Annotated in this window: 28 protein-coding genes; 15 read left to right on the top strand and 13 right to left on the bottom strand. The window is 66.7% G+C overall.

The annotated features are described in order from the left end of the window. Positions 1-41: 41 nt before the first annotated feature. Complete coding sequence (locus tag DEJ30_RS08160; protein ID WP_110860282.1) at positions 42-884, bottom strand: SDR family oxidoreductase; 843 nt, start codon at positions 882-884, stop codon at positions 42-44. Between the two features lie 123 nt (positions 885-1,007). Between DEJ30_RS08160 and DEJ30_RS08165 the strand changes: the two genes are divergently transcribed. Next, positions 1,008-1,907 (top strand): helix-turn-helix domain-containing protein, encoded by a 900-nt coding sequence (locus DEJ30_RS08165; protein WP_110860284.1) that lies wholly within the window; start codon positions 1,008-1,010, stop codon positions 1,905-1,907. Positions 1,908-1,979: 72 nt separating this feature from the next. Further along, positions 1,980-2,966, top strand: a complete 987-nt coding sequence (locus DEJ30_RS08170) for an aldo/keto reductase (protein ID WP_110860286.1) — start codon at positions 1,980-1,982, stop codon at positions 2,964-2,966. 578 nt (positions 2,967-3,544) lie between these two features. On the opposite strand, the gene DEJ30_RS08180 is transcribed toward DEJ30_RS08170, so the two are convergent. The 6 genes from DEJ30_RS08180 to DEJ30_RS08205 are packed head-to-tail and all read right to left on the bottom strand — an operon-like array spanning position 3,545 to position 9,511. Beyond that, positions 3,545-4,393 (bottom strand): DJ-1/PfpI family protein, encoded by an 849-nt coding sequence (locus DEJ30_RS08180; protein ID WP_110860289.1) that lies wholly within the window; start codon positions 4,391-4,393, stop codon positions 3,545-3,547. A 41-nt stretch (positions 4,394-4,434) separates the two neighbouring features. Next, positions 4,435-5,214, bottom strand: a complete 780-nt coding sequence (locus tag DEJ30_RS08185; RefSeq protein WP_110860291.1) for an ABC transporter ATP-binding protein — start codon at positions 5,212-5,214, stop codon at positions 4,435-4,437. Beyond that, positions 5,211-6,278: an iron ABC transporter permease gene (locus tag DEJ30_RS08190; protein WP_220032936.1), complete on the bottom strand. Its 1,068-nt coding sequence runs from the start codon at positions 6,276-6,278 to the stop codon at positions 5,211-5,213. Before DEJ30_RS08190 ends, DEJ30_RS08185 begins: the two co-directional genes overlap by 4 nt. Next, on the bottom strand, positions 6,275-7,309 hold the full coding sequence (locus DEJ30_RS08195; RefSeq protein WP_110860293.1) for an ABC transporter substrate-binding protein: 1,035 nt from the start codon (positions 7,307-7,309) through the stop codon (positions 6,275-6,277). Before DEJ30_RS08195 ends, DEJ30_RS08190 begins: the two co-directional genes overlap by 4 nt. A gap of 54 nt (positions 7,310-7,363) precedes the next feature. Beyond that, positions 7,364-8,836 carry a PepSY domain-containing protein gene (locus tag DEJ30_RS08200; RefSeq protein WP_110860295.1) on the bottom strand — a complete coding sequence of 491 codons (1,473 nt, stop codon included), beginning with the start codon at positions 8,834-8,836 and terminating at the stop codon, positions 7,364-7,366. A 15-nt stretch (positions 8,837-8,851) separates the two neighbouring features. After that, positions 8,852-9,511, bottom strand: coding sequence for a DUF5134 domain-containing protein (locus DEJ30_RS08205; protein WP_146238525.1), 660 nt, complete (start codon positions 9,509-9,511; stop codon positions 8,852-8,854). 72 nt (positions 9,512-9,583) lie between these two features. On the opposite strand from DEJ30_RS08205, the gene DEJ30_RS08210 reads away from it, so the two are divergent. From DEJ30_RS08210 to DEJ30_RS08235, 6 genes are all read left to right on the top strand, one after another. Next, positions 9,584-9,961 (top strand): BlaI/MecI/CopY family transcriptional regulator, encoded by a 378-nt coding sequence (locus tag DEJ30_RS08210; protein ID WP_110860299.1) that lies wholly within the window; start codon positions 9,584-9,586, stop codon positions 9,959-9,961. 16 nt (positions 9,962-9,977) lie between these two features. Then, on the top strand, positions 9,978-10,790 hold the full coding sequence (locus DEJ30_RS08215; RefSeq protein WP_110860301.1) for a hypothetical protein: 813 nt from the start codon (positions 9,978-9,980) through the stop codon (positions 10,788-10,790). A gap of 41 nt (positions 10,791-10,831) precedes the next feature. After that, positions 10,832-11,041 carry a heavy-metal-associated domain-containing protein gene (locus DEJ30_RS08220; protein WP_110860303.1) on the top strand — a complete coding sequence of 70 codons (210 nt, stop codon included), beginning with the start codon at positions 10,832-10,834 and terminating at the stop codon, positions 11,039-11,041. Beyond that, a complete protein-coding gene (locus DEJ30_RS08225; RefSeq protein WP_181420049.1) occupies positions 11,034-13,139 on the top strand; it encodes a cytochrome c oxidase assembly protein in 2,106 nt (701 codons plus the stop codon). The genes DEJ30_RS08220 and DEJ30_RS08225 overlap by 8 nt, the downstream gene beginning before the upstream one ends. Then, positions 13,136-15,391 carry a cation-translocating P-type ATPase gene (locus DEJ30_RS08230; RefSeq protein WP_110860307.1) on the top strand — a complete coding sequence of 752 codons (2,256 nt, stop codon included), beginning with the start codon at positions 13,136-13,138 and terminating at the stop codon, positions 15,389-15,391. The genes DEJ30_RS08225 and DEJ30_RS08230 overlap by 4 nt, the downstream gene beginning before the upstream one ends. Positions 15,392-15,626: 235 nt before the next feature. Beyond that, positions 15,627-16,097, top strand: a complete 471-nt coding sequence (locus DEJ30_RS08235; RefSeq protein WP_110860309.1) for a hypothetical protein — start codon at positions 15,627-15,629, stop codon at positions 16,095-16,097. A 172-nt stretch (positions 16,098-16,269) separates the two neighbouring features. On the opposite strand, the gene DEJ30_RS08240 is transcribed toward DEJ30_RS08235, so the two are convergent. After that, a complete protein-coding gene (locus DEJ30_RS08240) occupies positions 16,270-16,803 on the bottom strand; it encodes a hypothetical protein (protein ID WP_110860312.1) in 534 nt (177 codons plus the stop codon). A gap of 294 nt (positions 16,804-17,097) precedes the next feature. Here DEJ30_RS08240 and DEJ30_RS08245 point away from each other — a divergent pair, with 294 nt between their 5' ends. Next, positions 17,098-17,955 carry a DUF2510 domain-containing protein gene (locus DEJ30_RS08245; RefSeq protein WP_110860314.1) on the top strand — a complete coding sequence of 286 codons (858 nt, stop codon included), beginning with the start codon at positions 17,098-17,100 and terminating at the stop codon, positions 17,953-17,955. A 263-nt stretch (positions 17,956-18,218) separates the two neighbouring features. On the opposite strand, the gene DEJ30_RS08250 is transcribed toward DEJ30_RS08245, so the two are convergent. Together DEJ30_RS08250 and DEJ30_RS08255 are read right to left on the bottom strand one after the other, a co-directional pair. After that, positions 18,219-18,542: an SdpI family protein gene (locus DEJ30_RS08250; RefSeq protein WP_181420050.1), complete on the bottom strand. Its 324-nt coding sequence runs from the start codon at positions 18,540-18,542 to the stop codon at positions 18,219-18,221. A gap of 254 nt (positions 18,543-18,796) precedes the next feature. Continuing rightward, positions 18,797-19,660 (bottom strand): hypothetical protein, encoded by an 864-nt coding sequence (locus DEJ30_RS08255; protein WP_110860318.1) that lies wholly within the window; start codon positions 19,658-19,660, stop codon positions 18,797-18,799. Between the two features lie 23 nt (positions 19,661-19,683). Here DEJ30_RS08255 and DEJ30_RS17795 point away from each other — a divergent pair, with 23 nt between their 5' ends. Next, positions 19,684-20,502, top strand: coding sequence for a hypothetical protein (locus DEJ30_RS17795; protein WP_146238526.1), 819 nt, complete (start codon positions 19,684-19,686; stop codon positions 20,500-20,502). A 98-nt stretch (positions 20,503-20,600) separates the two neighbouring features. Here the strand turns inward: DEJ30_RS17795 and DEJ30_RS08260 are convergent, their stop codons facing one another. Both DEJ30_RS08260 and DEJ30_RS08265 read right to left on the bottom strand, forming a co-directional pair. Continuing rightward, positions 20,601-21,095 (bottom strand): GNAT family N-acetyltransferase, encoded by a 495-nt coding sequence (locus DEJ30_RS08260; protein WP_110860320.1) that lies wholly within the window; start codon positions 21,093-21,095, stop codon positions 20,601-20,603. A gap of 176 nt (positions 21,096-21,271) precedes the next feature. After that, positions 21,272-21,907 carry a recombinase family protein gene (locus DEJ30_RS08265; RefSeq protein WP_258369877.1) on the bottom strand — a complete coding sequence of 212 codons (636 nt, stop codon included), beginning with the start codon at positions 21,905-21,907 and terminating at the stop codon, positions 21,272-21,274. 358 nt (positions 21,908-22,265) lie between these two features. Here DEJ30_RS08265 and DEJ30_RS08270 point away from each other — a divergent pair, with 358 nt between their 5' ends. From DEJ30_RS08270 to DEJ30_RS08285, 4 genes are read left to right on the top strand one after another with little or no spacing between them, the layout of a single operon-like run. Further along, positions 22,266-22,775 carry a TIR domain-containing protein gene (locus DEJ30_RS08270; protein ID WP_110860481.1) on the top strand — a complete coding sequence of 170 codons (510 nt, stop codon included), beginning with the start codon at positions 22,266-22,268 and terminating at the stop codon, positions 22,773-22,775. Continuing rightward, positions 22,775-23,629 carry a macro domain-containing protein gene (locus DEJ30_RS08275; RefSeq protein ID WP_110860324.1) on the top strand — a complete coding sequence of 285 codons (855 nt, stop codon included), beginning with the start codon at positions 22,775-22,777 and terminating at the stop codon, positions 23,627-23,629. Before DEJ30_RS08270 ends, DEJ30_RS08275 begins: the two co-directional genes overlap by 1 nt. Beyond that, positions 23,626-24,174: an HIT family protein gene (locus DEJ30_RS08280; RefSeq protein WP_110860326.1), complete on the top strand. Its 549-nt coding sequence runs from the start codon at positions 23,626-23,628 to the stop codon at positions 24,172-24,174. The genes DEJ30_RS08275 and DEJ30_RS08280 overlap by 4 nt, the downstream gene beginning before the upstream one ends. After that, positions 24,164-25,330 (top strand): DUF4062 domain-containing protein, encoded by a 1,167-nt coding sequence (locus tag DEJ30_RS08285; RefSeq protein WP_110860328.1) that lies wholly within the window; start codon positions 24,164-24,166, stop codon positions 25,328-25,330. Before DEJ30_RS08280 ends, DEJ30_RS08285 begins: the two co-directional genes overlap by 11 nt. A gap of 98 nt (positions 25,331-25,428) precedes the next feature. On the opposite strand, the gene DEJ30_RS08290 is transcribed toward DEJ30_RS08285, so the two are convergent. Further along, positions 25,429-25,773, bottom strand: a complete 345-nt coding sequence (locus tag DEJ30_RS08290) for an Lsr2 family protein (protein WP_110860483.1) — start codon at positions 25,771-25,773, stop codon at positions 25,429-25,431. 109 nt (positions 25,774-25,882) lie between these two features. On the opposite strand from DEJ30_RS08290, the gene DEJ30_RS08295 reads away from it, so the two are divergent. Next, positions 25,883-26,923 carry a YhcG family protein gene (locus DEJ30_RS08295; RefSeq protein ID WP_181420051.1) on the top strand — a complete coding sequence of 347 codons (1,041 nt, stop codon included), beginning with the start codon at positions 25,883-25,885 and terminating at the stop codon, positions 26,921-26,923. Positions 26,924-26,994 lie beyond the last annotated feature (71 nt).

The following is a 26,994-nucleotide window of genomic DNA, read 5'->3' on the forward strand; positions in this document are numbered from 1 at the left end:
ACCGGACGGTCGTGGGGACGTCCGGTAGCCGATCGAGGGGGTCAGTCGTCGTGAGCGAGTGAGGAGGACAGCTCCTCGTGTGCGGCGACCTGCTGCAGGAGCAGGTTGGCTTTGTCGACACCGGTCTGCACGGCATCGGCGCCCGCGACCCATCGCAGCGGCGGCTCGTCGGAATCGATCAACGAGACCAGGCCAGCAGCGAGCTTGGTGGGATCACCGCCCTGCTTGCCGTTCATGCTCTTCCACGCCTCGATGGTCGTCGCGGTGCGCTCGGCGTAGTCGTCGATGGACAGCTCCGGCCAGATGGTGGAAGCTCCTTCGACGAGTAGCTCGGTCCGGAAGAAGCCAGGCTCGACGATCATGGTCGAGACACCGTACGGCGCGAGGTCGTACCGGATGGACTCCATCCACCCTTCGAGGGCGAACTTCGACGCGCAGTACGCCGCGACGAACTCCTGACCGACGAGGCCGGCGGTCGAGCTGATCGTGACGACCTGCCCGCTGCGCTGACGACGCATGACGGGCAGGACCGCCCGGGTGACGTTGAGCGGGCCGAAGAAGTTCGTTTCCATCTGCTGCCGCATCTGCTCAGGGCTGATCTCCTCGAAGAACCCTGCGTAGAACAGGCCAGCGTTGTTGACCAGCACGTCGATCCGTCCGAAGCGGGAGACCGCGGCGACCGCGGCGGCCCGCGCCGCGTCTTCGTCGGTGATGTCGAGCGACACTGCCAGCAGGTCCTCCCGCTCGCCGAACACCTCGGTGACCTTCGCAGCGTCACGCGCGGTGGCAACGACGCGGTGGCCGGCGGCGAGGGCGGCCCGGGTCAGGTCGATGCCCATCCCGCGTGCTGCGCCGGTGATGAACCAAACGGTGGAGTCAGTCATGGGTGTGCCTTTCGATCGGGAACACCGCAAGTGAACGACGCCGTCACGGCCGGAAACAGACTCCGTCTACACGGTCACTGACAGGGACCCCCTGCGGGCAAGCCGGTGACGTACCGTCGGGGCGTGGACACTCAGGCGGAGATTCGCGATTTCCTTACATCACGGCGGGCCAGGCTCCTGCCGGAGCAGATTGGCCTGCCGGACTTCGGCGGACGCCGCCGAGTTGCTGGGCTGCGCCGTGAGGAAGTGGCCCTCGTCGCCGGGATCAGCACCGAGTACTACACACGCCTCGAACGGGGCAACGCGACCGGCGTCTCTGACAGCGTCCTCGACGGTGTCGCTCGTGCTCTGCTCCTCGACGACGTGGAAGCGACCCACCTGGCCGACCTCGTTCGAGCCGCCAACGCGCCCACCCACCTTCGGCCGCGGCGCTCTGCGCAGCGATCACAACCGGGCAGCGTGAGTGCGGGGGTGCAGCAGATTGTGGACGCCATGACGGGCATGCCGGTGATCGTGCAGAACACCACGCTCGACGTGGTCGCGTCGAACCCGCTGGGGCGTGCGCTCTACCTCGACCTGTTCGGTACTCCGAGCCGGCCGGTGAACTTCGGCCGGTACATCTTCCTCGACCCTCGCTCGCGCGACTTCTACCGCGACTGGCACAGCGTCGCTGAGCAGAGCGTCGCGGTGCTCCGCACTGAGGCGGCCCGTGCCCCGGCGGACCGTGCACTCGCTGCCCTTGTCGGGGAGCTGTCACTGGCAAGCGAGGCATTCCGCACGCTCTGGGCCAGTCACACCGTGCGGGAGCACCGTGCGGGTGAGAAGCTCGTGCACCACCCGATCGTCGGAGACCTCGACCTGACGTTCGAGTCACTGGACGTCAGCTCTCGAAGCGGGCTCGCCCTGATTACCTACATCGCAGTTCCGGGATCGCCCTCCGACGACAGCCTGCAACTCCTTGCGCACTGGGCTGCGACGAAGGACGCCGCGAGCGTGAAGGAACCCCGAACGACCGAACCATGAGTCGCCCGCACCCGCTCGACGACCTGGCAGAACCTTGCCGCTGATCGTCGTGCCCGTCGAAAGGACCCATCCGTGAAGTACACCCGACTCGGCAACTCCGGACTGAAGGTCAGCAGCATCGCGCTCGGCTGCATGAGCTTCGGCGACCCCGCCAGTGGCCACCTGCAGTGGTCCCTCCCCAAGGACGAGGCGCTGCCCTACTTCCGACAGGCCCTCGACCTCGGCATCACCTTCTGGGACACCGCCAACGTCTACTCCTACGGCGACTCTGAGCGCATCGTGGGTGAAGCGATCCGCCAGTTCACCAACCGCGACGAGATCGTCCTCGCAACCAAGGCGCACTTCTCCGACAAGCCCGGCACCGGGCCTGGCCTGCACGTCGCCGGCCTGTCGCGGAAGGCGATCATGCAGCAGATCGACGCGTCCCTGACCCGTCTCGGCACCGACTACGTCGACCTGTACCAGATTCACCGCTTCGACCCGGAGACCCCGATCGAGGAGACGATGGAAGCCCTCCACGACGTCGTCAAGGCCGGCAAGGCCCGCTACATCGGCGCGTCTGCGATGTGGACGTGGCAGTTCGCCAACATGCAGCACGCCGCGGACCTGCACGGTTGGACCCGGTTCGTGTCCATGCAGGACCAGTATTCCCTGCTGTACCGCGAGGAAGAGCGTGAGATGTTCGGCCTCCTCGCCGACCAGGGCGTCGGCAGCATCCCTTACAGCCCCCTCGCCAAGGGCCGTGTCGCGCGCCCCGCCGGTGAGCAGACCAAGCGTTCCTCCGACGACCCGGTTGGTAACAGCTTCTTCGCCGACACGGAGCGTGACCGACCCGTCATCGACGCCGTGCAGCAGATCGCCGAGGCCCGGGACGTGCCGATGGCGCAGATCGCGATGGCTTGGGTCCTCAACAACCCGGTCGTGAGCGCACCCATCATCGGCGCGACGAAGCCGCACCACCTCGACGATGCGGCCGCGGCCGTTGACATAGACCTCACCGCAGACGAGGTCACCGCACTCGAGGAGCACTACCAGGTACGCCCCGCCGGCGGCTTCTAAGCGCCCGCAGCCCCACCAAGACGAAGCGGCCCTGCTGCGCGTACGCGCAGCAGGGCCGCTTCGCGTGTTCCCACGCGTCTCGATAGCCGATCCTTCACCGGGCAGTCTGGAACGCAAGAGCTCTTGTGGTCGTATCAGAGTCGCTTGCCCGCGTGCGTGGGTCTCGACGTCGCGCTCAGCGCCGTAGCGCACCTTCTGGCGTTCCATTCGTTCTGCTACGAAGCCGGCTGCTGTGGCGATCGCGGAGAGTCCGACGTTCCTGACGGCGACGCCGTCCTCGATGACGGCCCAGTTCTTCGCCGAGTCGCTGAACGGTGGGAAGTTGTCAATGTAGGTGACGGCCTGCGCTTCGTCTGACAGGTCCGCTCCGGTGAAGGGTGTGTCCAGGTTAGGGCTCGACCAACGGGCGGCGAGGAGCGCCGGCGCATCGCTGCGTGACCACGGCCGGAGAGAAACGAGCGTGACCCGTTCGCACAGGCCAGCCAGCGACTTATCGAAGCGAGCGCGATGCCCGCGACAGGATCGGACCCGCCCCCTCGTTCGCCGTCATTTCAGGTCTCCGTCCGGGCGCTCTTCGGCTACCGCGATGGCTGAGCTCGGAGTTCTTCTTCGAGTGGGGCGAGGAAGTCGCGGGACAGGGCGGTGAGGTCTGCTCCTGCTCGTTCCGGGGTGCCGGTCTCGAAGGGCGGTTCGGGTGCGTACTCGGCGCCGAGCACGGCGAATCGGGCGAGGGCGTCCCCGCAGAGGTAGGAGACCAGGTGGATGCCGAGGTCCATGCCTGCGGTGACGCCGGCAGCGGTGAGGCGGTTTCCGTCCTCGACGACGCGCTCGTTGACGTCGATGGCGCCGTATCCGGGGAGCAGGTGCCGGACGGACCAGTGTGAGGTTGCGCGGCGTCCGTCGAGGAGCCCTGCCGCTGCCAGGGCGATGGACCCGGAGCAGACGCTCGTGACGTATCGGGCGTCCTCGCTCAGTCGTTGGATGTTCGCGATGGCTCGGGTGTCGCGGAGGAGGATCCCGGTGTCGCCGCCGGGAACGAGGAGCACTGCGAGTGGGGCGTTGACGTCGTTCAGGGTGATGGTGGGGGTGAGGGTGACGCCGCCGCCGCTGGGAACGGGGTCGAGGGTGTCGCTGGTGGTCGCGAGGTGCACGGTAGCTCCGGTACCGGCGAGGAAGTGGAACGGCCCGACCACGTCGAGGAGTTCGAAGCCCGGGTGCAGGACGATCGCAATCGTGGCGTCGGAGGCGAACTGGACGCCCGGCATTGCGGCGAGGGTGTGGTGGGCCGCGATCGACCGGTCGACGGCGTGCTGCTTCGCCGTGTCACCGTCAGCTGCAGTGAAAAGGGTGCTGGCTGCGCTGTCCGGGGTTGGGGTGTGCCCCGGCAGCGCCGAGGTGTCGGTGCTGTGGTCTTCTGGCTCGTGCATGGCTGGTGCTCCTCAGTCGTTCGCTACGTGGGGCGGGACGGTCAGTGGTCGGTGTAGACGAGTTGGAGTCGTCCGGTGAGGGGGTTGACGAGTGTGTCGGCGCGGACGCCGAACACGCGGTCCAGCAGCGCTGGTGTGAGGACGAGCTCCGGGGTTCCTGATGCGATGACGCGGCCGTGCTCGAGCATGACGATCTCGTCGCAGTACGCGGCGGCGAGGTTGAGGTCGTGGAGGGTGACCAGGGTCGTGATCTGCAGGTTCCGGACGAGGGCGAGCAGCTGCAGCTGGTGTCGGATGTCGAGGTGGTTGGTCGGCTCGTCGAGGACGAGGATGCGTGGCTCCTGTGCCAGGGCGCGGGCGAGGTGTACTCGCTGGCGTTCACCGCCGGAGAGGGTGCTGACGTCTCGGTCCGCGAACTCCGTGACGCCGGCGGCCCGCATCGCTTCGTCGACGGCGTCTCGATCGTCGCGGCCGGTCCCGCCGAGGAGCCGGCCGTGGGGGAGCCGTCCCGTGGCAACGCAGTCAGCGACGGTGAGCTCGAGGTCGGCCGGGCTGTCCTGCACGACCGCAGCGGTGACCTGGGCTGCGTCCCGGGCGGAGCTCTCCCACACGTCGCTTCCGGCTGCGGACACGTGCCCTTCGACGGGTCGGAGCATCCGGTACACGGTCCGCAGCAGCGTGGACTTCCCACTGCCATTCGGACCGACGAGGCCGACGACGTTGGAGCGTGCGCGGAGGGTGACCTGGTCGATGATGCGGCGGCCGGCGAGGTTCACGCTGACTCCGTCGACGTGCAGCGCTGCGGGCTCGGGTGCCGTCATCGTTCGATCCGTCCGGAGCGGCGGAGCAGCCAGAGGAAGAAGGGGGCGCCGACGACCGCGGTGAGGAGCCCCACCGGGACTTCGGTGGGGGCGAGGACGAGGCGGGCGCCAATGTCGACGACGACGAGCAGCAGTCCGCCGGCGAGGGCGGAGGCGGGCAGCACCCACCGGTGGTCGGATCCGATGATCATCCGCACCGCGTGCGGGACGACGAGGCCGACGAAGCCGATCGATCCGCTGACGGCGACGACGACGCCGACCAGGAGCGAGGTGATGATGAACAGCACCAGCCGGACCCGGCCGACGTCGACGCCGAGGCTCGCGGCCGTTTCGTCACCGGTGAGGAACGCGTTCAGCACCGGCGCCATCAGCACCAGCAGGCCCGTCGCAGCGACGACGACGACGGTGGGGATGCCGAGGTCGCTCCACGTCGCGGCGGCGAGGCTCCCGGCGAGCCAGGACAGCACCTGCCCGACACCCTGGTTCGTGCCGCTGGAGCGCAGCACGAGGTAACTCGTGATCGAGCTGAGCAGGTAGGACAGGGCGACGCCGGCGAGGACGAGCCGGTTTGGGGTGACCCGGCCGCCTTGCTGAGCGAGGACGAACACGAGCACCGTGGTGATGAACGCTCCGACGAACGCTGCGACCGGCGTCGACACGGCAGCGATCGCGCCGGTGGTGAGCGTGAGGGCGGCGACCGCGGCAACGGATGCTCCCGAGGAGACGCCGAACACGAAGGGGTCCGCGAGGGGGTTCCGGACGACGGCCTGCAGGACGGCGCCCGCGACCGCGAGGGCTGCACCGACGACGAAGCCGAGGAGTGCCCGCGGGAGCCGGAACACCCAGACGATCTGATCCTCGAGGCCGCCGGTGCCCGGTCCGGTCCACGGCAGTAGGTGCGCGCGGATGACATCGAGGACCCGGAGTGGTGCGATGCCGACGCTGCCGACGGCGACGGAGAGCACCACCGCGACGATGGACGCGATCAGGAGCACCACGATCAGCAGCCGCGGGCGACGGGGAGCCCGTCGCCGCGGCTGCTGCTGAGCGGTGGCCTGCGTCACGAGGTGGGGACCGCCAGGTTCAGGCCGGGGTGGATCGCGTTGGCGATCTTCGTCAGCCCGACCATCACCGAGATCGACGAGTCGGTCTCCTGCGTCGGGACTTCACTGATCCGGCCGGCCTTGACCGCGGGCAGGTCGGGGAAGTTCTTCTCCAGGAACGCCTTCTGCGCCGTGAAGTCCTGCCCCGGGAACGTGCCGACGAGGATGACGTCCGCGCCGGAGGCGGCGAAGGCTTCCTTGCTGACGTACACGGAGTCCTTCGCGAACACGTTCTTCCCGCCAGCGGTGCTGATCAGGTCGTCGTAGATCCCGCCCGCGAGAACGATCACCGGACCGGTCCCACCGTTGAAGTACGCCGTCTTGACGGTCTTCTTCCCCTTGACCGCGTCGACGACCTTCTGCTCCTGCGCATCGAGCCGACCGATGACCTGGTCAGCCTTCGCGGAGGCGTCGAAGATCGTGCCGTAGTCGCGGAGGGTCGTCTTCACCGAGTTGATGTTCCATGTCTTCGTCGACTGCGAATCGGTCGACTTGCAGAGGTTCGCTCCGTACACGGTCGCGCCGGTCTGCTCGAGCTGTTCCACGGACGCGTAGCCCTGCTTGGTGTCGAACGCGAACCCGTCGAGGACCTGCCCGGTGACGAAGTCGGGCTGCTCACTCAGCAGCACCTCCTTCGACGGGAACCCCATGCTGCTGCCGATCTCCTTCAACCCCTTCGCCTGCTTCGCGACCGAATCCGGGTACGGGGCGTAGGCACCCTGCACAGCGACGATCCGGTCCCGCAAGCCGAGGGCGAGGAGCGCTTCGGTGTTGGACTGCCACAGGCTCACCACCCGCTTCGGCTCCTTGGTGACGGTGAGCTTCCGACCACAGTTCTCGACCGCCACCGGGTACCCGGAGGACGCCTTCCCGCTCGTGGACGTAGACGCGGTCGGCGTGTTGGTGCTGGTGCCGGCGCAGGCGGTGGCCAGCAGTAGGACCGCGGCAGCGGTTCCGGTGCCGGCAATGAGACGTTGGACGGTCGGGCGCATGCGGCGCTCCTTCAAAGATGGTGATGGTGCCGCCGACAGGTCGCCAGCGGTGAGTTACTTGGTGGGTGCTGCAGGAGCGTGCGGTGTAGCGGTGCGGTTGGTGATGAGGACGTCGATGACGACGAACGCGAGCAGGGTGACGCCGAGCGCGGGCAAGAACGCACCGATGACGATCGCGCCGACAGCGACGAGCCCGGACCCCCACCACGGCGCCCGCGTCAGCGCGCCCGCTGCCGGCGCCTTGCCGACGCGCTTCCCGGTGGGGCGGCGCTTCCACCACATGACGTAGCCGAGGACGACCATCGTGGCGATGCCGAGCGCGGTGACAAACAGCAGGATTTGGTTCGGCAGCCCCCACATCGTGCCCATGTGCGTGTCGATACCCCACCGGGTGAGCTTCGCTGGGATGGAGAAGGTGTCGAAGTTCGTTTCGGACACCACGCTCATGTCCCGCGGATCGATCGCGACGGAGTTCACCGCGGTCGGGTAGGACCGCTTGATCTCCGCCACCGTCCAAGCCTGATCCGCGGTCGCCGGCGGGGTGATCTGCAGCTCGGAGGAGCGGATGTTCGCGTCCTTCGCCGCGGCGAGGACATCGTCGAACAGGGCCGGGGTGACGGTTGCCCGTTCCGCATCGGTCCCTGCTGCGGTGCTGCCGTGGTGGGCGGCGTGCTCGCCGCCGACAGGAGCAGCATCCGCGCCGGCAAGGGTGGTGGTCAGCGCGGGGGTGCCCCAGCTGAGGGCGGATCGGAGCTGGTCGACGTTGCCGCCGCCGTACTGGGACCAGGTGATCCCGGTCGCGGACAGGAACAGCGCCCCGAGGAGCAGCCACACCCCGGTGGAGGCATGCCAGGAGAAGAGCCGCCGGTAGCCGCGGACACCGCGTGCGGGACGGACCATGTCGCGCTTGGCGCGCGTCTTCCGGATCCGGATCACCCACAAGCCAAGACCGGCGAGGGCGACGACGCCGAGCCAGGACGCGGCGGTCTCGGAGTAGAGGCGGCCGATGTCGCCGAGGAACAGGGACCGGTGGAACGTGTCGACCCAGGTGCGGAACGGCAGCGCACCGGAGGTGCCGTAGACGAGCAGGTCGCCGCGGACCTCTGCGGTGCCGGGGTCGATGAAGACCGCACGGTTCTGCGAGTCCATCAGCCCAGCCTCCGAGTACATCACCCGCGTCGTGGCGCCCTGCTCGGGTGCTGGGCGGACGGCGGCGAGGGTGTCCTCGGGGTGGTGCTGGTCCATGTAGGCCTGCGCGGCGTCAATCTGCTCCGCGAGCGGCTTCGCGGCAGCAATCGAGGGTGCGGTGAGCTCGTGCCGGTACATGCCTTGCTCGATCGTCGAGCCGAGCGCATACACGGCGCCGGAGAGCGCGGCGATGAGGATGAACGGGCCGATGAAGAGTCCGGCGTAGAAGTGCAGGCGCAGCAGGAACTGCCCGAACCAGCCCCGCCGCGGCTTCCGTGCGGCTGGCACGGTCGGCGCAGCGGGGGCTGTGGTGGTGGGGCGGTTGTCGGTGGCGGTCATGGCTTTTCTCGGTCCTCAGCTCGTGGGGATGAACGCGAGCGCCATGCCGGCACTCATCAGCAGCAGAAGCACGCCGTCCAGGCGCGCCAGCGGGTGTTGCCGGATCCGCGCCGACGCGAGCAGGCGCACCAGCAGCCAGACGGTCGCGGCGGCGAACAGGGTGACGAGAACCCACGAGATCGGCGTCCACCCCGACCAGGAGACGTGCGCGCCGTGCCCGCTACCGGTCATGTCCATCTCCGGCATCGACATCGCTGCGCCGCCGGCCATGGGCAGCATCATCACGCCCATGACGACCATCGCCGCCATCATCACCACGTGGTACCCGAGCACGAGGAGGCTCGAGCCGCCGGGGCCGTGGTGCTCATGGCCTCCGTACTGGCCGTGGCCGAGCGTCAGCACGATGTAGAACACCGTGGCGAGAGCGAAGACGATGATCTGTAGGACGGGCGGGGCAAGGGTCATACCCCACGACCACGGCATCGCCAGCATCGCGACGCTCATCAGCACGTGGAAGACATCGCTCACCCGGGAGACGCCGCTGCTGCCGGGTCGGAACGCGAAGCCGAGGTATCCGAGCGCCGTCACGGTGAACAACACCGTGAGTAGGACGGACAGCGGCAGGCTGTGTGACACGAAGGGGGAACCTCTCGTCGCAAGGGCGGGCGGCGTCACTCTACAAGTTGTAGAAGTCGATTTCTACTTTATGTAGAATCGGCGCATGGTCGAGAAGATCGGGGAGCGCTCGTGAGTCCGCGCCGAGCGCACGGGTCCCTCGAAGCGAGTGTGCTGCAGCTGCTCTGGGCGCAGGAGGCCGCGCAGACCGGCCGAGAGGTCCGGGATGCTCTCGCCGAGGACGGCGACCCGCTGGCATCGACGACGGTCCTGACCGTCCTTGCTCGGCTGGAGAAGAAAGGCCTCGTCGAGCGGGACTCCACCACGAAGGTGTACCGGGCAACCAGGGCTGACCCGGCTGAGACGGCTGACTCGATGGCGGAAGTGCTCGGCCGCTCCAGCGACCGCACTGCGGTCCTGCAACGCTTCACCGGCGCGCTCGGCGCTGAGGACCTCAACGTGCTCCGGGCCGCGCTCAATACGGCGGGGGTCGACCCCGCACGCGTGTGATGCGAGAATCGGCGGCGTGATCACCGTCCTTGCGCTCGTGGTCCTCGCAGTCGTGGTCACTCTGCTCGCGCCGTTCCTCCTCACCCGCGGCGCCTGGTGGCTGCACCACCCGCAGATCGCGCTCCGCTCCTGGTTGGCGGCATTGATCGTTGCTGCCGGGTCGCTGCTGCTGAGCGTGGGGATCGCCGCGGTCATCGTCGCCTCGAACGCACACCTGCACGGGCTCGGCGCTCCTGCCGCTGGCCTCTTTGCCTGGTGCGGCCTCGGCGTCGCCGGCGGCGTTGCCGCGCTCCTCGTCGCGAACGCGGAACCGATTTCAGCGGCGAAGCACCGCACCGATGTCGCGGTCACGCTCCTGGTCGCCCGCTCCACGGTGCGTGTCGAACGCATCGGTGGACAGGAGGTCGCGTATCTCCGCACGGCGGACCCGATCGCCTGCTCCACCGCCGACGGTCGCGTGCTGATCTCGACCGGCGTCGAGGACGCGATGCCCCGCGGCTGCGTCCGCGCCGTGATCGAGCACGAGCGCGCCCATGTCCGCGGCCGCCATGACCTCATCGCCCGAGTCGCAGCCCTGAACGCAGCGGCGTTTCCGCGGCTCCGGACCGCCCGAGAGTTCCGGCGCACAGTCGCGCTACTGATCGAGCTCGTCGCCGACGACGCAGCAGCCCGTGTCTGCGGCCCGGCAACGGTCTGCAACGCGCTGACGCTGATGGACCACATCGACCCGAACCCGGGTCTCGCGCTTCGCGCTACCCGCTTGGCCGGCGCCCCGGTGAAGACGTGGCCGCACCGCCGTCGGCTCGCCCCGCTCGTTCGCTCCCGCTGACCAAGGCGCGCACTACCTTCTACGTTTTGTAGAATGAGCACATGGAGCGCTTCGAGTACCACGTCGTCGGGATGACCTGCGAGCACTGTGAACGCCGCGTCGTCGGTGAGCTCGAAGCGATCGCCGGTGTCGACTCCGTCACCGCGGACGCTGCGACCGGCCTCGTCGTCGTCACCGCGCAGGCTCAGCCGGATGCTGCCGCGGTCGCGGAAGCCATCGACGAGGCAGGCTACGAGCTCGCCAATGCCTGACACCGCCCCGGCCGCCCTTGACCGGCTGACGGCAGTTGCCGCCGCGGAACGGTCGGGCACAGTGGTGCGCGCGCTGCCATGGGCAGGCGCCATCATCGCGGTCGTCATCGTCGTGGTCGCGGTCGAGCTGCTCGGTTCCTCATCGTACGACCGGCTGAGTCGCGGCTACCCGGGCATGCTCACGTCGATGCTGAGCGCCCTGCTTCGCCTCACCGCCGACGTCACCGGCGGCCTCACCGTCGGTGGCCTCGTCGTCGCCGCGTTCCTCACGCCGCGCCGCTCCCGCACACTCATCGACACCCAGCGTGACCTCCGACTTGTCCGCCCCGCGGCCACTGTCTGGCTGCTCGCCGCGGTGCTGCTGGTCCCCGTCGACGCCGCGGACGCCGGCGGGCAGCCGCTGACGAAGCTCCTCACCCCGGGCGCGATCGGCTACCTGGTGCAAGCCAGCTACCTCCCCGGCGCGTGGATCGTCGTCGCGTGCATCGCGGTGACGATCCTCGTCGCCGCCTACCTTGTCCGCAGCTGGGTCAGCACGCTGCTCCTCACGGGCATCGGCATCATCGGACTCCTCGCACCGGTCCTCGTCACGCAGGTCCTCGTCGGTCCCAATCACGACTTCGGCGGCGACGCCGCCATGTTCGCCGCTCCCGCCCTCGGGATCTGGATCGGTGCCACCGCAGCCCTCACCCGCCGTTGGCAGGCGAACCGACCCGGCATCACCACCATCCGCCGACACCGCATCCTCGCCGTCACCGCGTGGGTCACCTGGACGGCCGGATCGGTCATCATCGCTGCAGTCGAACTCGCCGGCACTCCGCTTTGGGCGGCACCAACCGGGGGTTTCTTCGCCGTGCAGCTCGCCCTTGTCGCCGCGGTTGCCGGACCGATCCTGCTCCGCCGGACCTGGTTCGCCACCCGCACCGCCCCGGCCGTGCTCCTGACGGTGCTCCTCATCGCGGCAGGGATCGGCGTCGTGATGACGCGGATCCCACCGCCGGTGTACTTCGTCCCCACCGACGGGCAGCAGCTCTTCCTCGGTTACCAGGTCAACACCCCACTCACCCCGATCACCCTCTGGACCGCAGGCCGGGCGAACATCCTCTTCCTCGTCATCGCGGTCGTCGGGATCCTCGCCTACGCGGCCGCGGTGATCCGGCTCCGACGTCGCGGTGACCGCTGGTCGAACGGCCGCACCAGCGCGTGGATGCTCGGCTGGGTGTCGGTGATCATCACCACCTCGTCCGGGGTCGGCCCGTACTCGTCGGCGTCGTTCGCCGTGCACATGGGCCTGCACATGAGCCTGAACATGCTCGGCCCGCTCCTGCTCGTCCTCGGCGGCCCTATCACCCTGTTCCTCCGCGCCACCACCGCACACCGCCGCGACACGTTCGCCGGCCCCCACGAGTGGCTCGTCGCGCTGACGCATTCGAAGCTGCTGCGGGTCACGTACAACCCGATGTACGTCCTCGCCGTGTTCGTGGGGTCGTACTACGTGATCTACCTCACCCCGTTCTTCGACTGGGCGATGCGGTACCACTGGGCGCACCAGGCGATGACGCTGCACTACCTCGCCATCGGCTACGTCTTCTACGCCCTCATCATCGGTGTCGACGCCCCACCCCGGCCCCTGCCGCACATCGGCAAGCTCGGCCTGGTCCTTGCCGCGATGCCCTTCCACGCGTTCTTCGGCGTCGTCGTGATGACCAGCACCGACCTCCTCGCCGGCACGTACTTCCAGTACCTCGACGTGCCGTGGATCGGCAGCCTCGCCCACGACCAGTACGTCGCTGGCGGCGTCGCCTGGGCTGCCGGGGAGCTGCCGCTGATCGTCGTCGTCATTGCCCTCGTCACCCAGTGGGCGAAGCAGGACACCCGGCAAGCGAAGCGTATCGACCGGCACGCCGACGGAGGCCTCGACGACGACTACGAGCAGTACAACGCCATGCTCAGCAAGCTCACCACCCGCGACGGCGCAGCCGCAGCCGCGGTACAGCACGATTCGACTGATCCGGCGTCGCCTGCGCGGTCGACCGAGCATGAGGGCGCCGACGACCGGCCGACGCTGACCGTCACAGACCACCGGGAGCAGCCGTGACCACCACCACCCCATCCCGAATCGACCAGCAGGCCGAGCAGCGGCTCGAGCTCGACATCGGTGGGATGACCTGCTCCGCCTGCGCCAACGCGATCGAACGCAAGCTGGGCAAGCTCGACGGTGTCACTGCGTCGGTGAACTTCGCCACCGAGCGTGCCACCGTCGCAGGTCTCGGACCCGACGACGCCGCGACCGCGATCGCACAGGTCGAACGCGCCGGCTACACCGCCGCCGTCCACACCCCAGGCGATGACGCCTGGTCCGCCCGTGCCGCCGAGACCCGCACTACGACCCTCCGCCGGCGGCTCGCCGTCGCGGCACTGCTGACGATCCCGCTGTGCGACATCACGATCATCCTGGCGCTCGTGCCCGCATGGCGGTTCCCCGGCTGGCAGGCACTGTGCGTGCTCCTGGCCGTCCCGATCGTCACCTGGGCAGCCTGGCCGTTCCACAAGGCAACACTCCGCGGGCTGCGGCACCGCAGCACCAGCATGGACACCCTCGTCTCCCTCGGCGCCGTCGTGTCCTTCGGATGGGCGCTCTGGACCCTCCTCGTCGACCCCGCCACCACCCCCGGGTACTGGCTCGGGTTCGGGAAGACCCCTGCCGGAGCGGACTCGATCTACCTCGACGTCGCCGCCGGCATGGTGACCTTCCAGCTCGCTGGTCGGTACTTCGAGAGCCGCAGCCGCCGTCGAGCCGCCGACGTTCTCGAAGCCATCGGTGACCTCGGTGTCACCGAAGCAAGGCTCCTCACCGACGGCGAGGAGCGCACCGTCCCGGTCAGCGCCGTCCGGGTCGGGAACTTCGTCGTCGTTCGCCCCGGTGGCCGCATCCCCGTCGACGGGACCGTCACCGACGGGGCTGCAACGCTCGACGTGTCCGCGATGACCGGCGAGTCCATTCCCGTCGAGGCTGCGGCTGGAACGATCGTCATCGGTGGCACGCTGGTGCAGGGCGGCCGGCTCATCATCCGTGCCGACGCCGTCGGCACCCGCACCCGCCTGGCGCAGATGGCCGCCGTCGCGGACGACGCCCAACGCCGCAAGGCCGCCGTGCAGCGCACCGTCGACCGGGTCACGAGCGTGTTCGTGCCCGTCGTGATCGGCATCGCGATCCTCGTCGCCGCCGGTTGGCTCATCAGCGGTGCCGCCGCCGGCACAGCAATCGCGAACGGCGTCGCCGTCCTCATCATCGCCTGCCCGTGCGCCCTCGGCTTGGCGACCCCGACAGCGCTCATGGTCGGCGTCGGACGCGGCGGGCAGCTCGGCGTCCTCATCAAGGGCCCCGACGCCCTCGAAGCAAGCGGCCGCATCGACACCGTCGTCCTCGACAAGACCGGCACCCTCACCACCGGCCAAATGACCCTCACCGCCATCGACACCTTCACCACCGACGCCGACACCGCCCTCACCCTCGCCGGTGCCCTCGAAGCAGCATCGGAACACCCCATCGGGAAGGCGATCACCAGCGCAGCCAGCATCCAGCTCGGCACGCTGGAGCCGGTCGCCGAATTCACCGCGCACACCGGACTCGGCGCGGCCGGCATCATCGGCGGCCGCCACTGTGTGATCGGCCGCCGCGAGCTCCTCGAGCAATCAGGCGTGGCCGTCGACGATCGTGTGGCTGCGGTTGTCGAGCAGCGCGAAGCGACCGGTGCGACCGTGGTGCTGCTCGCCGTCGACGGAGACGTCGCCGCGGTGCTCACCGTGACGGACACGCTGCGTCCCGGCGCAGCCGAGGCCGTCGCTCAGCTGCGCGCCCTCGGCCTCCGCACCGTCCTGCTCTCCGGAGACTCCGAGACCACGGCCGCCGCTGTCGGTGCGGAGGTCGGCGTCGACGAGGTCATCGCCCGGGTCCTGCCCGACGAAAAGGCCGAACGCATCGCCCAGCTCCAAGCAGCCGGCCACCACGTCGCGATGGTCGGTGATGGCGTCAACGACTCCGCAGCACTGGCAACCGCAACGCTCGGCGTCGCCGTCGTGCAAGGCACCGACATCGCCATGAAGGCCGCCGACGTCATCATCGTCCGTGAAGACCTGCGCGCGGTCGTCGATGCGGTCCAGCTCTCCCGCGCGACCCTTCGGACCATCCGCACCAATCTGTTCTGGGCGTTCGGCTACAACATCGCCGCGATCCCACTTGCTGCCGCCGGGCTCCTCAACCCGCTCATCGCTGCCGCCGCGATGGCGCTGTCCTCAACCCTGGTCGTCTCAAACAGTCTTCGGCTGCGGTCCTACCGGCGGTCGTAGCCCCGTCTTCGGGGAAACCGGTTAGGGAAGTGAGTGCCCGTAAGAGGATCCTCTACCGGCCGCGGCTAGGCCGCTCAGCGCGCAGGGACTGTGACGAGCGCGCCGGGGACGAGAGGGAAGTAGGCCCAGGTCCCGCGCTTCTCACGGTGCAAAATGAAAATGGTCATACGCGAGTCCGCACCGTTCACCCTCAAGGTGGTGAGCATCGATCACGGCCTGCGACGATGGGCGCACCATGAAGAAGCTCATCGCGCCCCTCGCACTCGCCGCAGTACTCGCCCTGACCGGCTGCAGCAACTCCGAGCAGGCCGGACCCGCGCTCGACACAACAGAATCCGCCGTCGCCAAAACCGCCCCGACGCCCACACCAACACCGGCTCCTGACCTCATCGGCGATTGGAAGCAGAACAACACCAAGAGTGACGACGGCTGGACCGCCGCCACCATCACGGGCAACACGATCACCGTGAAGTTCATCACCGACAACGGCGACACCACGTCGTTGTTCTGGGTCGGCACCTTCACGGCACCGAAGGACGCCAAGACGCCTTACACGTGGACGTCAACCCGAGACAAAGCAGCGACCGACAGCGCGCTCCTCGCTTCGACCGACGACACGAAGGACTTCGTGTTCGATAAGGACGAGATCAGCTTCCCTGTCAGCATCGCCGGAACCTCCACGACTGTGCGCATGTCGAAGAACTGACGCTGAGGCATCCCCATTGCCTCTCGAGCCCCCGCAGCCGCTCTGCTGCGGGGGTTCTGCTCTTCGTGGGCTGGGCTCGCGTTGCGACTGAACCTGCAGCAGTCCCGGACGTTCTTAGTCCTCGGCGCGGCGTCTTGCGGCGAGCGGTTGAGAACGAACGCAGTTGCCCCGGCTACGGCCGGGCGCCTGCATGGCGAGCCCGCTCGTTGCGTAGATGATTCCGAGCGTAGGGCACAGTCATAAGGCAGAGGCCGCCAAGAGCCACAAGGAAGAACAGAACTGCCGCGCCAATAGACAGCCAGTCACCCACGTCGGGTTGCCACGCGTAGATCTGATCAAGGCAGTGCACGGCGCCTAGGACCGCTCGGGAGCACTGACCCTGGTACACAAGGTCTTCAATCAGTGCGGACTGCAAGTACGTGGTGCCGAGTACGACGCCTATGACCACGGCGAGAAGTCCGACCACCAGCGGACCGCAGCCGACGGAGTGCTGCTGCACCATTTGAACGGTCCGCTCCTCGACAGACCGCTCGGTCTTCGAGCTCCGTGCCTTCCAGCGTTCGTGCTCCTGACGAAGAGCCGCCGGATTGGCAAGGAGTGCCTCAATCTCGTCGTCTGAGCGGTGGATGTCGAGACGCCGTCGTATCTGTCGGTTGCCGAGCTGCTGTGCAAAGCGACGAAGCTCTTCATCGGACTGGTTATCCATCAAATCAAGTATCCCGCGCGACGCGAAGGGGGCACGATCGTGACGCTCTGGCTTCTTGGTGAAGCCGACGCGGAAGCTGACCTCACCAGTTGCGAGGATGCCCGTAAGCCGGTGGGCTACCGAACGTCGCCTCGATCGCTCGTGGTCGTTCCAGTAGGGGACCGATGACCGGAGAGGGCGTTGCCGTGACCCCGCATGCGTTCAGCATTGCGGCTGCCCGATACCCCGAATCAGGGGTATTGAGCGCCCGTCGTCTCTCTTAGGCTTGCACGGTTCCCTCTGTGAAAGGCTCCTGTGCACGACGACGACGCCCCACCCGCTGCGCCTGCTGGCTGGTACCCCTCGGCGGTCACTAGCCGCGAACGTTACTGGGACGGCTCGGAGTGGATCGCCGAGCGCGCCAGTCGGGAGGACGTCGAGGCGAGCGGCTCCGAGCTGTCTTCCGCGGCAGAAGCAACGGCGGCCGGACCGCGCGAGTACGCAGCCCAAGCGGAGCCGGCCGCGGTGGCATCCCCTGATCCTGGCGCGAAGACAGGGGCGAACAACAACGTTCGCCGTGTCGGCTGGCACGAGCACGGGTGGAAGCGAAACACGTGGCGGTACTGGACCGGCCGCACATGGTTGAACGAGGGTGACCCCGGGTTCGACGCCATCGAGCAGCCCCGGCCGGTGAGGAAGTCCCGTCAGGTCCTTCCCGTGGGCTGGTGGTTCACCATCATCGCCATCCCCACCGTCGCCCTCATCGTGACAATGGTCGCCGTGAGCGTCGACGCTCCCGGCACGGAGACCGCCACTGCCTCCGACCCAGACGACGACACCGCTCTGGTGGAGACCGCTCCGGACCTGCCTGCCGGGTTCCAGGATGCAGGGTCCGGCATCGCGCTGAAGTGGCTCAGCCGAGGCGACGACGGCTTCGAGGGTGGCTGCGAGTACTCGTTCGGCTCCTGTTTCAAGGCGAAGGTCTACGCGTACGACGCCTGCCCGTCAGGCGTCTACGTTGGCGTCAACGGCCTAGACAGTGCAGGCACGGTCGTCGCGTCGTCGAACGACACCCTCTACGCCCTCGGTGAGGGCGAGACGGGTGCGCTCGAGTTCACGTTCACCCGCAGCGGAGTCTCGAAGGCGAAGTTCACCCAGGCGACCTGCCGCTGAACCTGACCGGACCGGCCGATCAGAGGGCGCCGTGTAGCGCGAGCGGCTATCGATGCGCGACTGCTCCCGACTCGCGGCCGACCGTTCACCGATCCATATGCGGACTCGGCCGCTCGGGAAGTGATCGACCATCGACGGCCTGATGGATCAGGCTTAATCCGGTGCAACCGCGCTCTCGCATGCCGATAGTTCTAGGCAGATGCCCCGCATCACGCAACGGGGTCGCTGAGGGCGCGCAACGGGTGTCGAGGAGGCTCAGGTCATCAGCCGTCCCGAGTGATTCGGCGAGCAGCCCGGGACGCGGACAGCGCACCTGCCCCGAGAGCGGCCAGCGTGCAGGCGAGGGAAAGCCCGAGCAGCACGACGTAGAGCGCTGGCGCCAGTTGCGCTGGGATCGACACGACCACGACGATCGCCGCCGCGATCAAGAACGGCCGCATAACTCTCCGCGCGGCAAGATGGCCGGCTCGCCAGGCCTCGTCGCTGTGCATCAGCGACGGCAATCGAATGCCAGCCGCGTGATTCCGACCCATTCCATTCGTCGCGATCGACACAACACCCCAGATCGCCACGTCAACGAGGAGCACGAGCAGAGCGCAGCCGATCGCCCCCAACCACCCTGGACTCGTCATCTCCGCCTCCCTCGGTTGAAACTAGCGAATCACGCGGCGGCGGTCAGCCCCTTCCGCGAGCCCGACGGACGAACCGGACGCTGCCGGCCTGCAGCTAGGGGCCGGTCTGACGCTGACCGACGTCGCGCGGGGATCGTCGGCAAGCGCACGCGCAAGCATTGCGGTTGCACCTGTGAAGGATCGGTTACTGAAACGCGACAGTCGGAGGGTCAGCGCGTCGGTGGAAGTGCATGGGTGACGAGACGGGACACCTCCTGGGCCGCACGGTTCGCAGCCTCTGGGTCGGCAGCGCCGGTGACGACGGTCGCGAGCACGACGGGGGCCGCGTCGCCCGAGGCGCGGTAGGGCACTTCGAGAGTGCTGACCTCCATGAGGCTGCCGGTTTGGCTGGTGTCGCTGACCCCGGCTACTTCCCATGGTGCGTCGGTGCCGGCTGCGGCCGCAGTGGAACCCGTGCTGTTGAGCAGTATGTTTCGCAGGGTGCTCCGCCGTTCAGGGGCAAGCGCTTCGCCGTAGACGGCGTCGTCGAGGAGGGTCGCAAGGCTCCGCGCTGACGGCCTGGCAGACGGGAGATCGAGGAGTGCGTCAGCGCGACGACGGAAGGCGCCGTCGCCGCCGAGCCAGGCCACGAGCGTCTGCTGGGCCTCCGGCGCGCTGGTCTGCAGCGCAGCGCTGACGGTGTCCAGGAGAGTCCTGCCGGCTTCCTGCTCGGCCGTACCTTCGGAGGGCGCCGAAAGCTGATCGTCGGAGGCGTCTGCGAGCACGAGCACAGCTGCGGTGAATCCGCGCACGTTGAGCGACACAGGCTCAGTGGCACGGAAGCCCAGGTGATGGTCGTTCCCGGTGTCGATGGCATCGACCCGTACACGGAGGTTGTGCTTCCGCTCGTAGGCGGCCAGGCGCTCGGAGAACTCTGCGGCAGTGATCGCCTGTGGAGTCCGAGAGGCCGCCGGAGTCGTGTGTGGCGCGGTCGGTTCCGGAGACGCGGAACAGCCCGCGAGGGCCACGCTCGTGGTGACCAGCACCGCCAAGGTGATCGAACGGACGGTGGGGCGGCGGAGCGAGCGGGTCACGGAACAACGATACGGTCACTCAAATGACTGTCTGCACGCGTGGGTCCCTGCATCGCGCGATCAGCCAGGTGCTTGCTGTCGCCGTGTCGGGCCTGATCTTGAGCGGTTGCGCCCAAGCGTCGAACACTGGCGCGGTCACACCGAGCAAGACGCAGGAACCGAGTGCAGCTGCGTCAACTGACGAGGCGCCGGTCCTCACCGCGCCGTCGTCGAGCGCCCGTCCGACGACGACCATGGAAAGCGCGTTGCTTGCGCTGGAGCAGACCGAGCGGGCAACCGTCAGTACCTGTGTGATGAGTGGCGCAACTGGTGCACTCTCGACCTACAAGGGCGAAGCCGAGGTACCCGCGGACGTTCTTCTCGCCGCAGTTCTCCCTGCGATCGCTGCCCGGAACGACCCGAGTGTGACGACGCTACCGGTCGCTCAGGATCGCTCTGGTGTCGACGCACAGATCCGCCGACTTGGTGGCGACAGCAGTGTTGCAGCTGGTCTCGCTGCTCTGAACGACCGCCTGACGACAACGCGCACGACGACCGCTCGGCAGGCCTGCAGCGACATCAACACTGCGCTCCTCGGTGATCTCCTCAATGAGCCGGTGAACAGCACGTACCGAGAAGCGCTCCTCACAGCAGCCAGCCGTGAGACTGCCAGGTCCTTCCGCGCATCGGTGCCGGACGGATCGACCACTGCGGGCACCGTCCTCGTGAACGGATCCGCCGCAGGAGCAGTAGCGGTACTCAGCGGCGTCCACTGGTCAACGGTCATCACGGTCTTCGTCACCGGTGCCGCTGACCCGCTCGCCGTGGTCACCCGCGCGACCCAGATCGCCCTCACCACCTGATCCTGCGTCCTGCAAGCAGGCCGCCGCTCGCTGTCCGATAGCCGGTTGGCTACCGAACGCCGTCTCGGTCGCTCGTGGTCGTTCCGGTAGGGGATCGATCAGCGGACGAGGCGCACGGTCGTCTCGACGGGGCCAAAGCTGGATGTGGCGCCATCAGGTGCGAAGCCGTTCCGTCGATAGAACGCACGAGCGCGCGGGTTGTCGGCGGCGACCCAGAGCGATGCCGGCCGTCCACCGAGCGCGGCGTCTAGAAGCGCCTGACCAGCTCCGCCTCCATGCGCACGCGCGAGCACGTAGAGCATGGTGAGCTCTTCGGGACGGACAGCATCAGGCTCCGCAGTGGCTTGTACTGCAGCGAACCCCAAGATGCCCGTCTGGTCCACCGCGACCGCGGTAAAGAACGCCGCCTGATCGAGGTTCGAACGCCACATCTCGATCCGCCGGTCGACGTCGAACCAGGGGTTGGCATTTGGGTCGTCTACGAAGTGACCGTAGGTCTCTCGCCAGGATGCGGCGTGGACGCGTCCGATGCTCTCCGCATCATCGACGGCTGCAGGCCGAATCACCACGGCGCCCGGCTCGCGTTCTCCCATGTATTGACCGTACCGATCACGGCGGTCTCGGGTTGAGGAACGCGTCCCGCAAGCCGGTCGTCCACCGCTACACGACAGCCGTCGCCCTCGATGGGCTCCCTTGCCACCTGCCGCCTGACCAGGGGTATTGCCGTATGCCTGTCCCGCAAAAATGCCCGGTGAAGGGGCGCCAAACGCTACACGGTTTGGCGCTTGCCCTCGGGGTGCTCAGCAGTGGGCGTCGCGGGGGAGAGTGCGGTGGAGGTAGCGAGCATCCGATAGAGCGTCGTGCGGTCGACGCTGAGCTGACGGGCGACAACGGTCTTCGGGACACCGGTGCTGATGAGTCGGCGTGCTTCGGTGATCTGGTCGTCGGTGAGTTTCCGGGAGCGGCCGCTGTACTTGCCGGCGGCCTTGGCGATACGAATCCCTTCGCGTTGGCGTTCGCGGATGAGGGTGCGTTCGAACTCGGCGAAGGCGCCGAGGAGGTTGAGCATGAGCCGGCCAATCGCGTCGTTGGTGTCGCGGCTGTAGGTCTGCTGCTCTTTGACGAACTCGACGGAAGCGCCCTTGGCGGTGATCTCGTCGACGATATCGCGCAGGTCACCGAGGGAGCGGGCGAGCCGGTCCATCGATGCGACTCGGACGGTGTCGCCGTCGCGGACGTATCCGATGCAGTCGAGCAGCGCAGTTCGGTCGGTGCGGGAGCCGCCAGAGATCTTCTCTTCGAACAGCCGGTCGACGTCGCCTACGGCCTCGAGCTGCCGGTCGAGGTTCTGATCGATTGAGCTCACCCGAACGTAGGCGACGGTCTGCGTCTTGTGTTGCACCACTCCTAGACCCTCGCACACTCCTGTAGCAAAACGGCGGAACAGCACCCTAGAACTACGCGAAACGAACAGCAGCGCACCTGTAGCGCTGGGGCATACCCCAGAACGACGTGTCGACGGAGTTGTCCTGATCGCGGCGATGTCGACGCGCTCGGGCAGCCGGCTTGCGCTACGACCAGGTCCATCACGGGATTGCGACGCAGTGCGCGCATCTGAATGAGCATCTGCCAGCGGCTAGGTCACGAGTCGGCTCAGCCCGGCGGGTAGCGACACATTGACAACCTTTCGAGGTGAGGAGAGTCTGGTCCTGTCGGAAGTGCATGATATGAATTGCTCTCACATCGAGGAACCCGAGGACACCATGAGCTACCGCAACAAGACCTATGTCGCCTTCGCCAGCGAGGACATCCGCTCCTACCGGCTCATGGAAGCGTGGCGCGAGAACAAGAACATCGACTTCAACTTCTACGACGCGCACGACCTGTTCGTCTCGCTCGACTCAAGCCAGCCCGAGACGATCAAGCGCAACCTGCGAGACCGGATGAAGAACGCCAAGCAGGTCGTCCTCCTTGGGAGCGCCGACGCGCGGCGTAAGGGATCGAACGGGACGTCTTTCCTCGCACATGAAGTCAAGGTGATGGCCGAGTTCAACTTGCCGGTCGTGGTGGCCAACCTCGACGGCGACCGACACATCGATCGCAACTTCATCCCGAAGCCTCTGCTCGATGCGGACTACTACACGTTGTCCGTCTCCTTCCAGCCAGCAATCATCAAGTTCGCTTTGGACAACTATGCCTCCGTGTATGCGAAGTCGAGCGAGACAGGCCCCCACTACTACAAAGAGCGCGTCTACACCGATCTCGGGCTCTGATGGAGCCGTTCCTGCGGGACATCCGGACCGGCCGGTTCTGGAAGATCCTCACGACACAGGCGTTCGCGCTGTTCGGCGCGCTTGCGGCTGTCGGCGGCGTCGTCGCACTCTTCAATCCAGACTTCTTCACCAGCAGCGCCTGGACGGGCTGGGTAGGCATCCTCGCAGCACTGGTCTACGGCGTTGCCCGGGCATGGCCACGGCCAATCGCCACCCGATATCAGGCGCCAACGACAAAGATCTCACTCCTGCGAGGCGATCTGTTCGACCAGCACGACGCACACCTCATCATCGGCGCCAGTGACACATTCGACACAGCACCGCCGCACATCGAACCGCGCAGCGTGCAGGGGCAGTTCCTCAACCGCGTCTACGGTGGCGACTTGCCCAAGCTGGACAGTGACATCACCGCCGAGCTGGCGTCCGTCCCCACCGTAGGAAGCATTGCCGGCAAGCAGGGCAAGACCGAGCGATACCAGCTTGGAACCACCGTCACGCTCCGTCAGAACGCTCGCCGCTTCTTCCTCGTGGCGTATACACGGATGGACAACAAGAGCAGCGCCTCGTCAACGACCGATGGTGTCTGGAACAGCCTCAGTGAGCTGTGGAAGATCGTTCGTAGCGAGAGCAACGGAGGAAGGGTCTGTGTGCCGATGATCGGTGGCGGACAATCAAAGCTGTCTTCCGTACTGCCGTCGGCTGACTCGGTCCGGTTCATCGCGCTTTCTTTCATGCTCGCCTCCCGCGCGCAAAAGGTCTGCGACGAGCTGGTCATCGTCGCGCCTGCCAACGAATACGACTCTCTGGACCATCTTGAGATACAGGCTTTTTTGAACTCCCTGAGGCCCTCATGAGCGACTCAGCGCTGCAACTCCCCGAGGCCGACAGCTGCGCGTTCTGCTCCTACCTCGCTGGCACACGTCCGTATGCCATTCTCTGGGCCGAACCTCGGGTCGCCGTCTTGGTCACTCAAGAACAACGTGGCATTGGGCACCTCCTGGTGCTTCCCACGCGACATGTCCCGACGCTGCTCGACCTCGTGGACTCTGAGGCGGAAGACCTCATGCTTGCGGTCCGGGACGCGGCGGTTACGATCGATCGAACATACCAACGCCCCGGCATCGCCGTGTGGCAGAACAACGGGACGGCGGCGCATCAAGCGATCCCACATCTGCACTTTCATGTTGCCGGAACTATGCCGACGGGCGGCACTAATCTTGGCGACGTTGAAGAGCTTGCGCTCGAGAAGACTGCAGCCATCGCAGAGCAGTTGACTCCGAACATCCCCTCTCGAAGCGGACGTCGTGCGGGGGACCCGAAATCAGGTCAGACTGAATCGGCAGCTGTTAAGCAGCACCTCAACGCGAAGGTTCCTCTAGAGTTGGAACATGGAGTCTGAAACCCGCTACCAAGTGTTTGTGAGCTCTACGTTTCTGGACCTGAAGGAGCCACGATCTGCCGTGGTTTCTGCCCTGCTCAATCTTGACGCGTTCCCCGCCGGGATGGAGATGTTTCCAGCAGCTGACGATGACGCGTGGACTTTGATCGAAGATGTGATCCGAGATTCGGATTATTACCTCCTGATAATCGGAGGTAAATACGGTTCCGTTGACCCCGATCTTGAGATCAGCTATACCGAGCGGGAGTTTGATACCGCGGTTTCCCTCGGGAAGCCAGTGATGGCTTTTCTGCATGGAGCGCCGGGTAAATTGCTGGCGGAGCAAGCTGAGGACTCGGATGCGAGGCGCGAAAAGCTCAATCTTTTCCGGAAGAAGGTGGAAAAGACTAAACATGTAAAGTATTGGGCGACGCCCGAGGATCTTGCCGGTAAAGTTGCGTTGAGCTGGAATTCGTTCAGGCGTCGCTATCCGGCGGTTGGCTGGGTTCGCGCTGATCAACTTTCGAGCAAGGAATCGCTCGAAGCCCTCGCCAAAGCGCAATCGGAAATCGAATCGCTGAAGCGCCAACTCAATGAGGTGCGTACTGAGGCGCCCGTCGGCTCCGAGCTCCTTGCACAGGGCACTGGAAAGTTCTCCTTACCGGTGTACGCCAAAGGTAACTGGCGGAAGCAGGGTGGGTATAGCCGCAATATCGGGGTGTGGACGGAGGTCGAACTCACATGGGATCGCGTTTTTGGATACCTGGGTCTCCGTATGATGCAGGAAGCGAGCGAAAAAACGCTCGAGGAGGACCTCGCCGCCGTGGCCCGTATCGATTACATTGCTGACTTACGTGAGATATTCCGGGCGAAAGCAAAAGAATATGCGGAATCGAATGAAGTGTCAAACTATTCTGCAAACCTCTCCGGCGTGGACGTCTCCGATGAGGACTTTCAGACAGTTCTGCTTCAGTTCGATGCTCTCGGCTTGATTCGTCATTCACAGAAGACAAGATCCGTTAAGGATACTTCCAACTACTGGACACTCACGCCGTACGGCCATACCCGTTTGGTGCAATTGCGCGCTCTGAACCGCGACGAAGAGTCCCTGCAGCGTCCTACAGACGAGGAGCCGGCCACAGAGGAAGAAACATCTGTCATGGGGGAAGCGGGCTGAAGTGCTTCGCGTCTGACATAAGAGCGCGGTATCGGCGTGAGCGAAAGCAGCCGGCCAGCCCCGAGGGGTAGCCGGCTGCTTTCGTTGGGGGAGTGGCGTCAGTGCGCGGCGTCGTAGGCGTCGCGGACGGCCTGGTTGATGCGGCCGCGGGAGGAGACCTCGTGGCCGTTCGCGTTTGCCCACTCGCGGATCTTCGCGAGCTCTTCCGCGTTCCCACGCTTCGGCGCGCTCCCGGCAGTACCGCGGCCGGATCGGCCCGCGACCTTGCGGGCGGCGGCGACATAGTCGGAGAACGCTTCGCGGAGGGCGTCGGCGTTGTCGTCGGTGAGATCGATTTCGTAGTGGCCGCCGTCGAAAGAGAAGGACACGGTGCGGCCCTTGCCGTCTTCGATGGTGTCGCCGGTGAGGTCATCGACGAGGTGCGTGGTGACTTTCTGCGCCATGGTGGGGGTCGCCTTTCGCTCGGGGGTCGTGTCCACCCTGGCATAGCTGATCTCGTAGAATGCTGCGTTCGTTCTTCTTCCGATCGGCTAGTCGGGCAGACTGAGCGTGATGTCTGATTCGTCGCCAGCCGTATCCGGGTATACCGCTGCTCTCGCTGAGCTGAAGCAGCAGGTGCGTGCTGCCCGGTTCACGGCGCAGCGGCGCGTGAACACAGAGCTCATCCGTCTCTATTGGGGAATCGGCGCGACCATCCTGCAGCGCCAGGGCGAGGATGGATGGGGGAGCAATGTCATCGGCCGGCTCGCGACGGACCTGCGTGCGGAGTTCCCGGAGATGAAGGGGCTCTCCCGCGCGAACCTGTTCTACGTGCGCCGGTTCGCGGGGGAGTGGCCGGGGGATGCAGTTGTCCAACAGGCTGTTGGACAATTGCCATGGGGGCATATCACCGTGCTCCTCGACCGGCTCGATGACCACGAGCTCCGTGACTGGTACGCCGGCCAGGCGGCCGCGCACGGTTGGTCCCGGAACGTGCTCGATCACCAGATCCGGTCCGAGGCGCACACCCGGCTGCAGGCGGCGCCGACGAACTTCGTCGAGGTGCTCCCGCCGGGGGAGTCGGATCTGGCGCAGCAGCTCACGAAGGACCCGTACGTGCTGGACTTCCTCGCCCTCGACGGGGATGCGAAGGAACGCCACCTCGAGCAGGCGCTCGTCGACCGGATCATCGACACCCTCCGCGAGCTCGGCGAGGGCTTCGCGTTCGTGGGCCGGCAGGTGCACTTCGACGTGGACGGGGACGACTTCTACGTCGACCTGCTGTTCTTCCACGTCGAGCAGCTCCGGTACGTCGTGATCGAACTCAAGACCGGGAAGTTCAAGCCGGAGTACCTCGGACAGCTCGGCTTCTACGTCGCACTCGTCGACGACCAGCTCCGCCGGGCCCAGCACGCTGACACGGTCGGCCTGCTGCTGGTCGCCGACAAGAACGATGCCGTGGTCCGGTACTCCCTCGCGGGGCAGCAGACCCCGATCGGGGTCGCCAGCTACGACCTCCTCCCACCCGCGGTCCGCGCTGCCCTGCCCTCTGAATCCGACCTCGCAGCCGCCCTGACGACGCAGACCGAATCGGATCCCCGAGAAGGCGAATAGGGATCACTCGCCCAGGAAGACGCGGTGGCGGTCGGTTCGCACGGCAGAGCGCCTTCGCGTTCTGATTGCGG

It is taken from the genome of Curtobacterium sp. MCPF17_003 (assembly GCF_003224385.1).
In the GTDB taxonomy this organism is placed as follows: Bacteria; Actinomycetota; Actinomycetes; order Actinomycetales; family Microbacteriaceae; genus Curtobacterium; species Curtobacterium flaccumfaciens.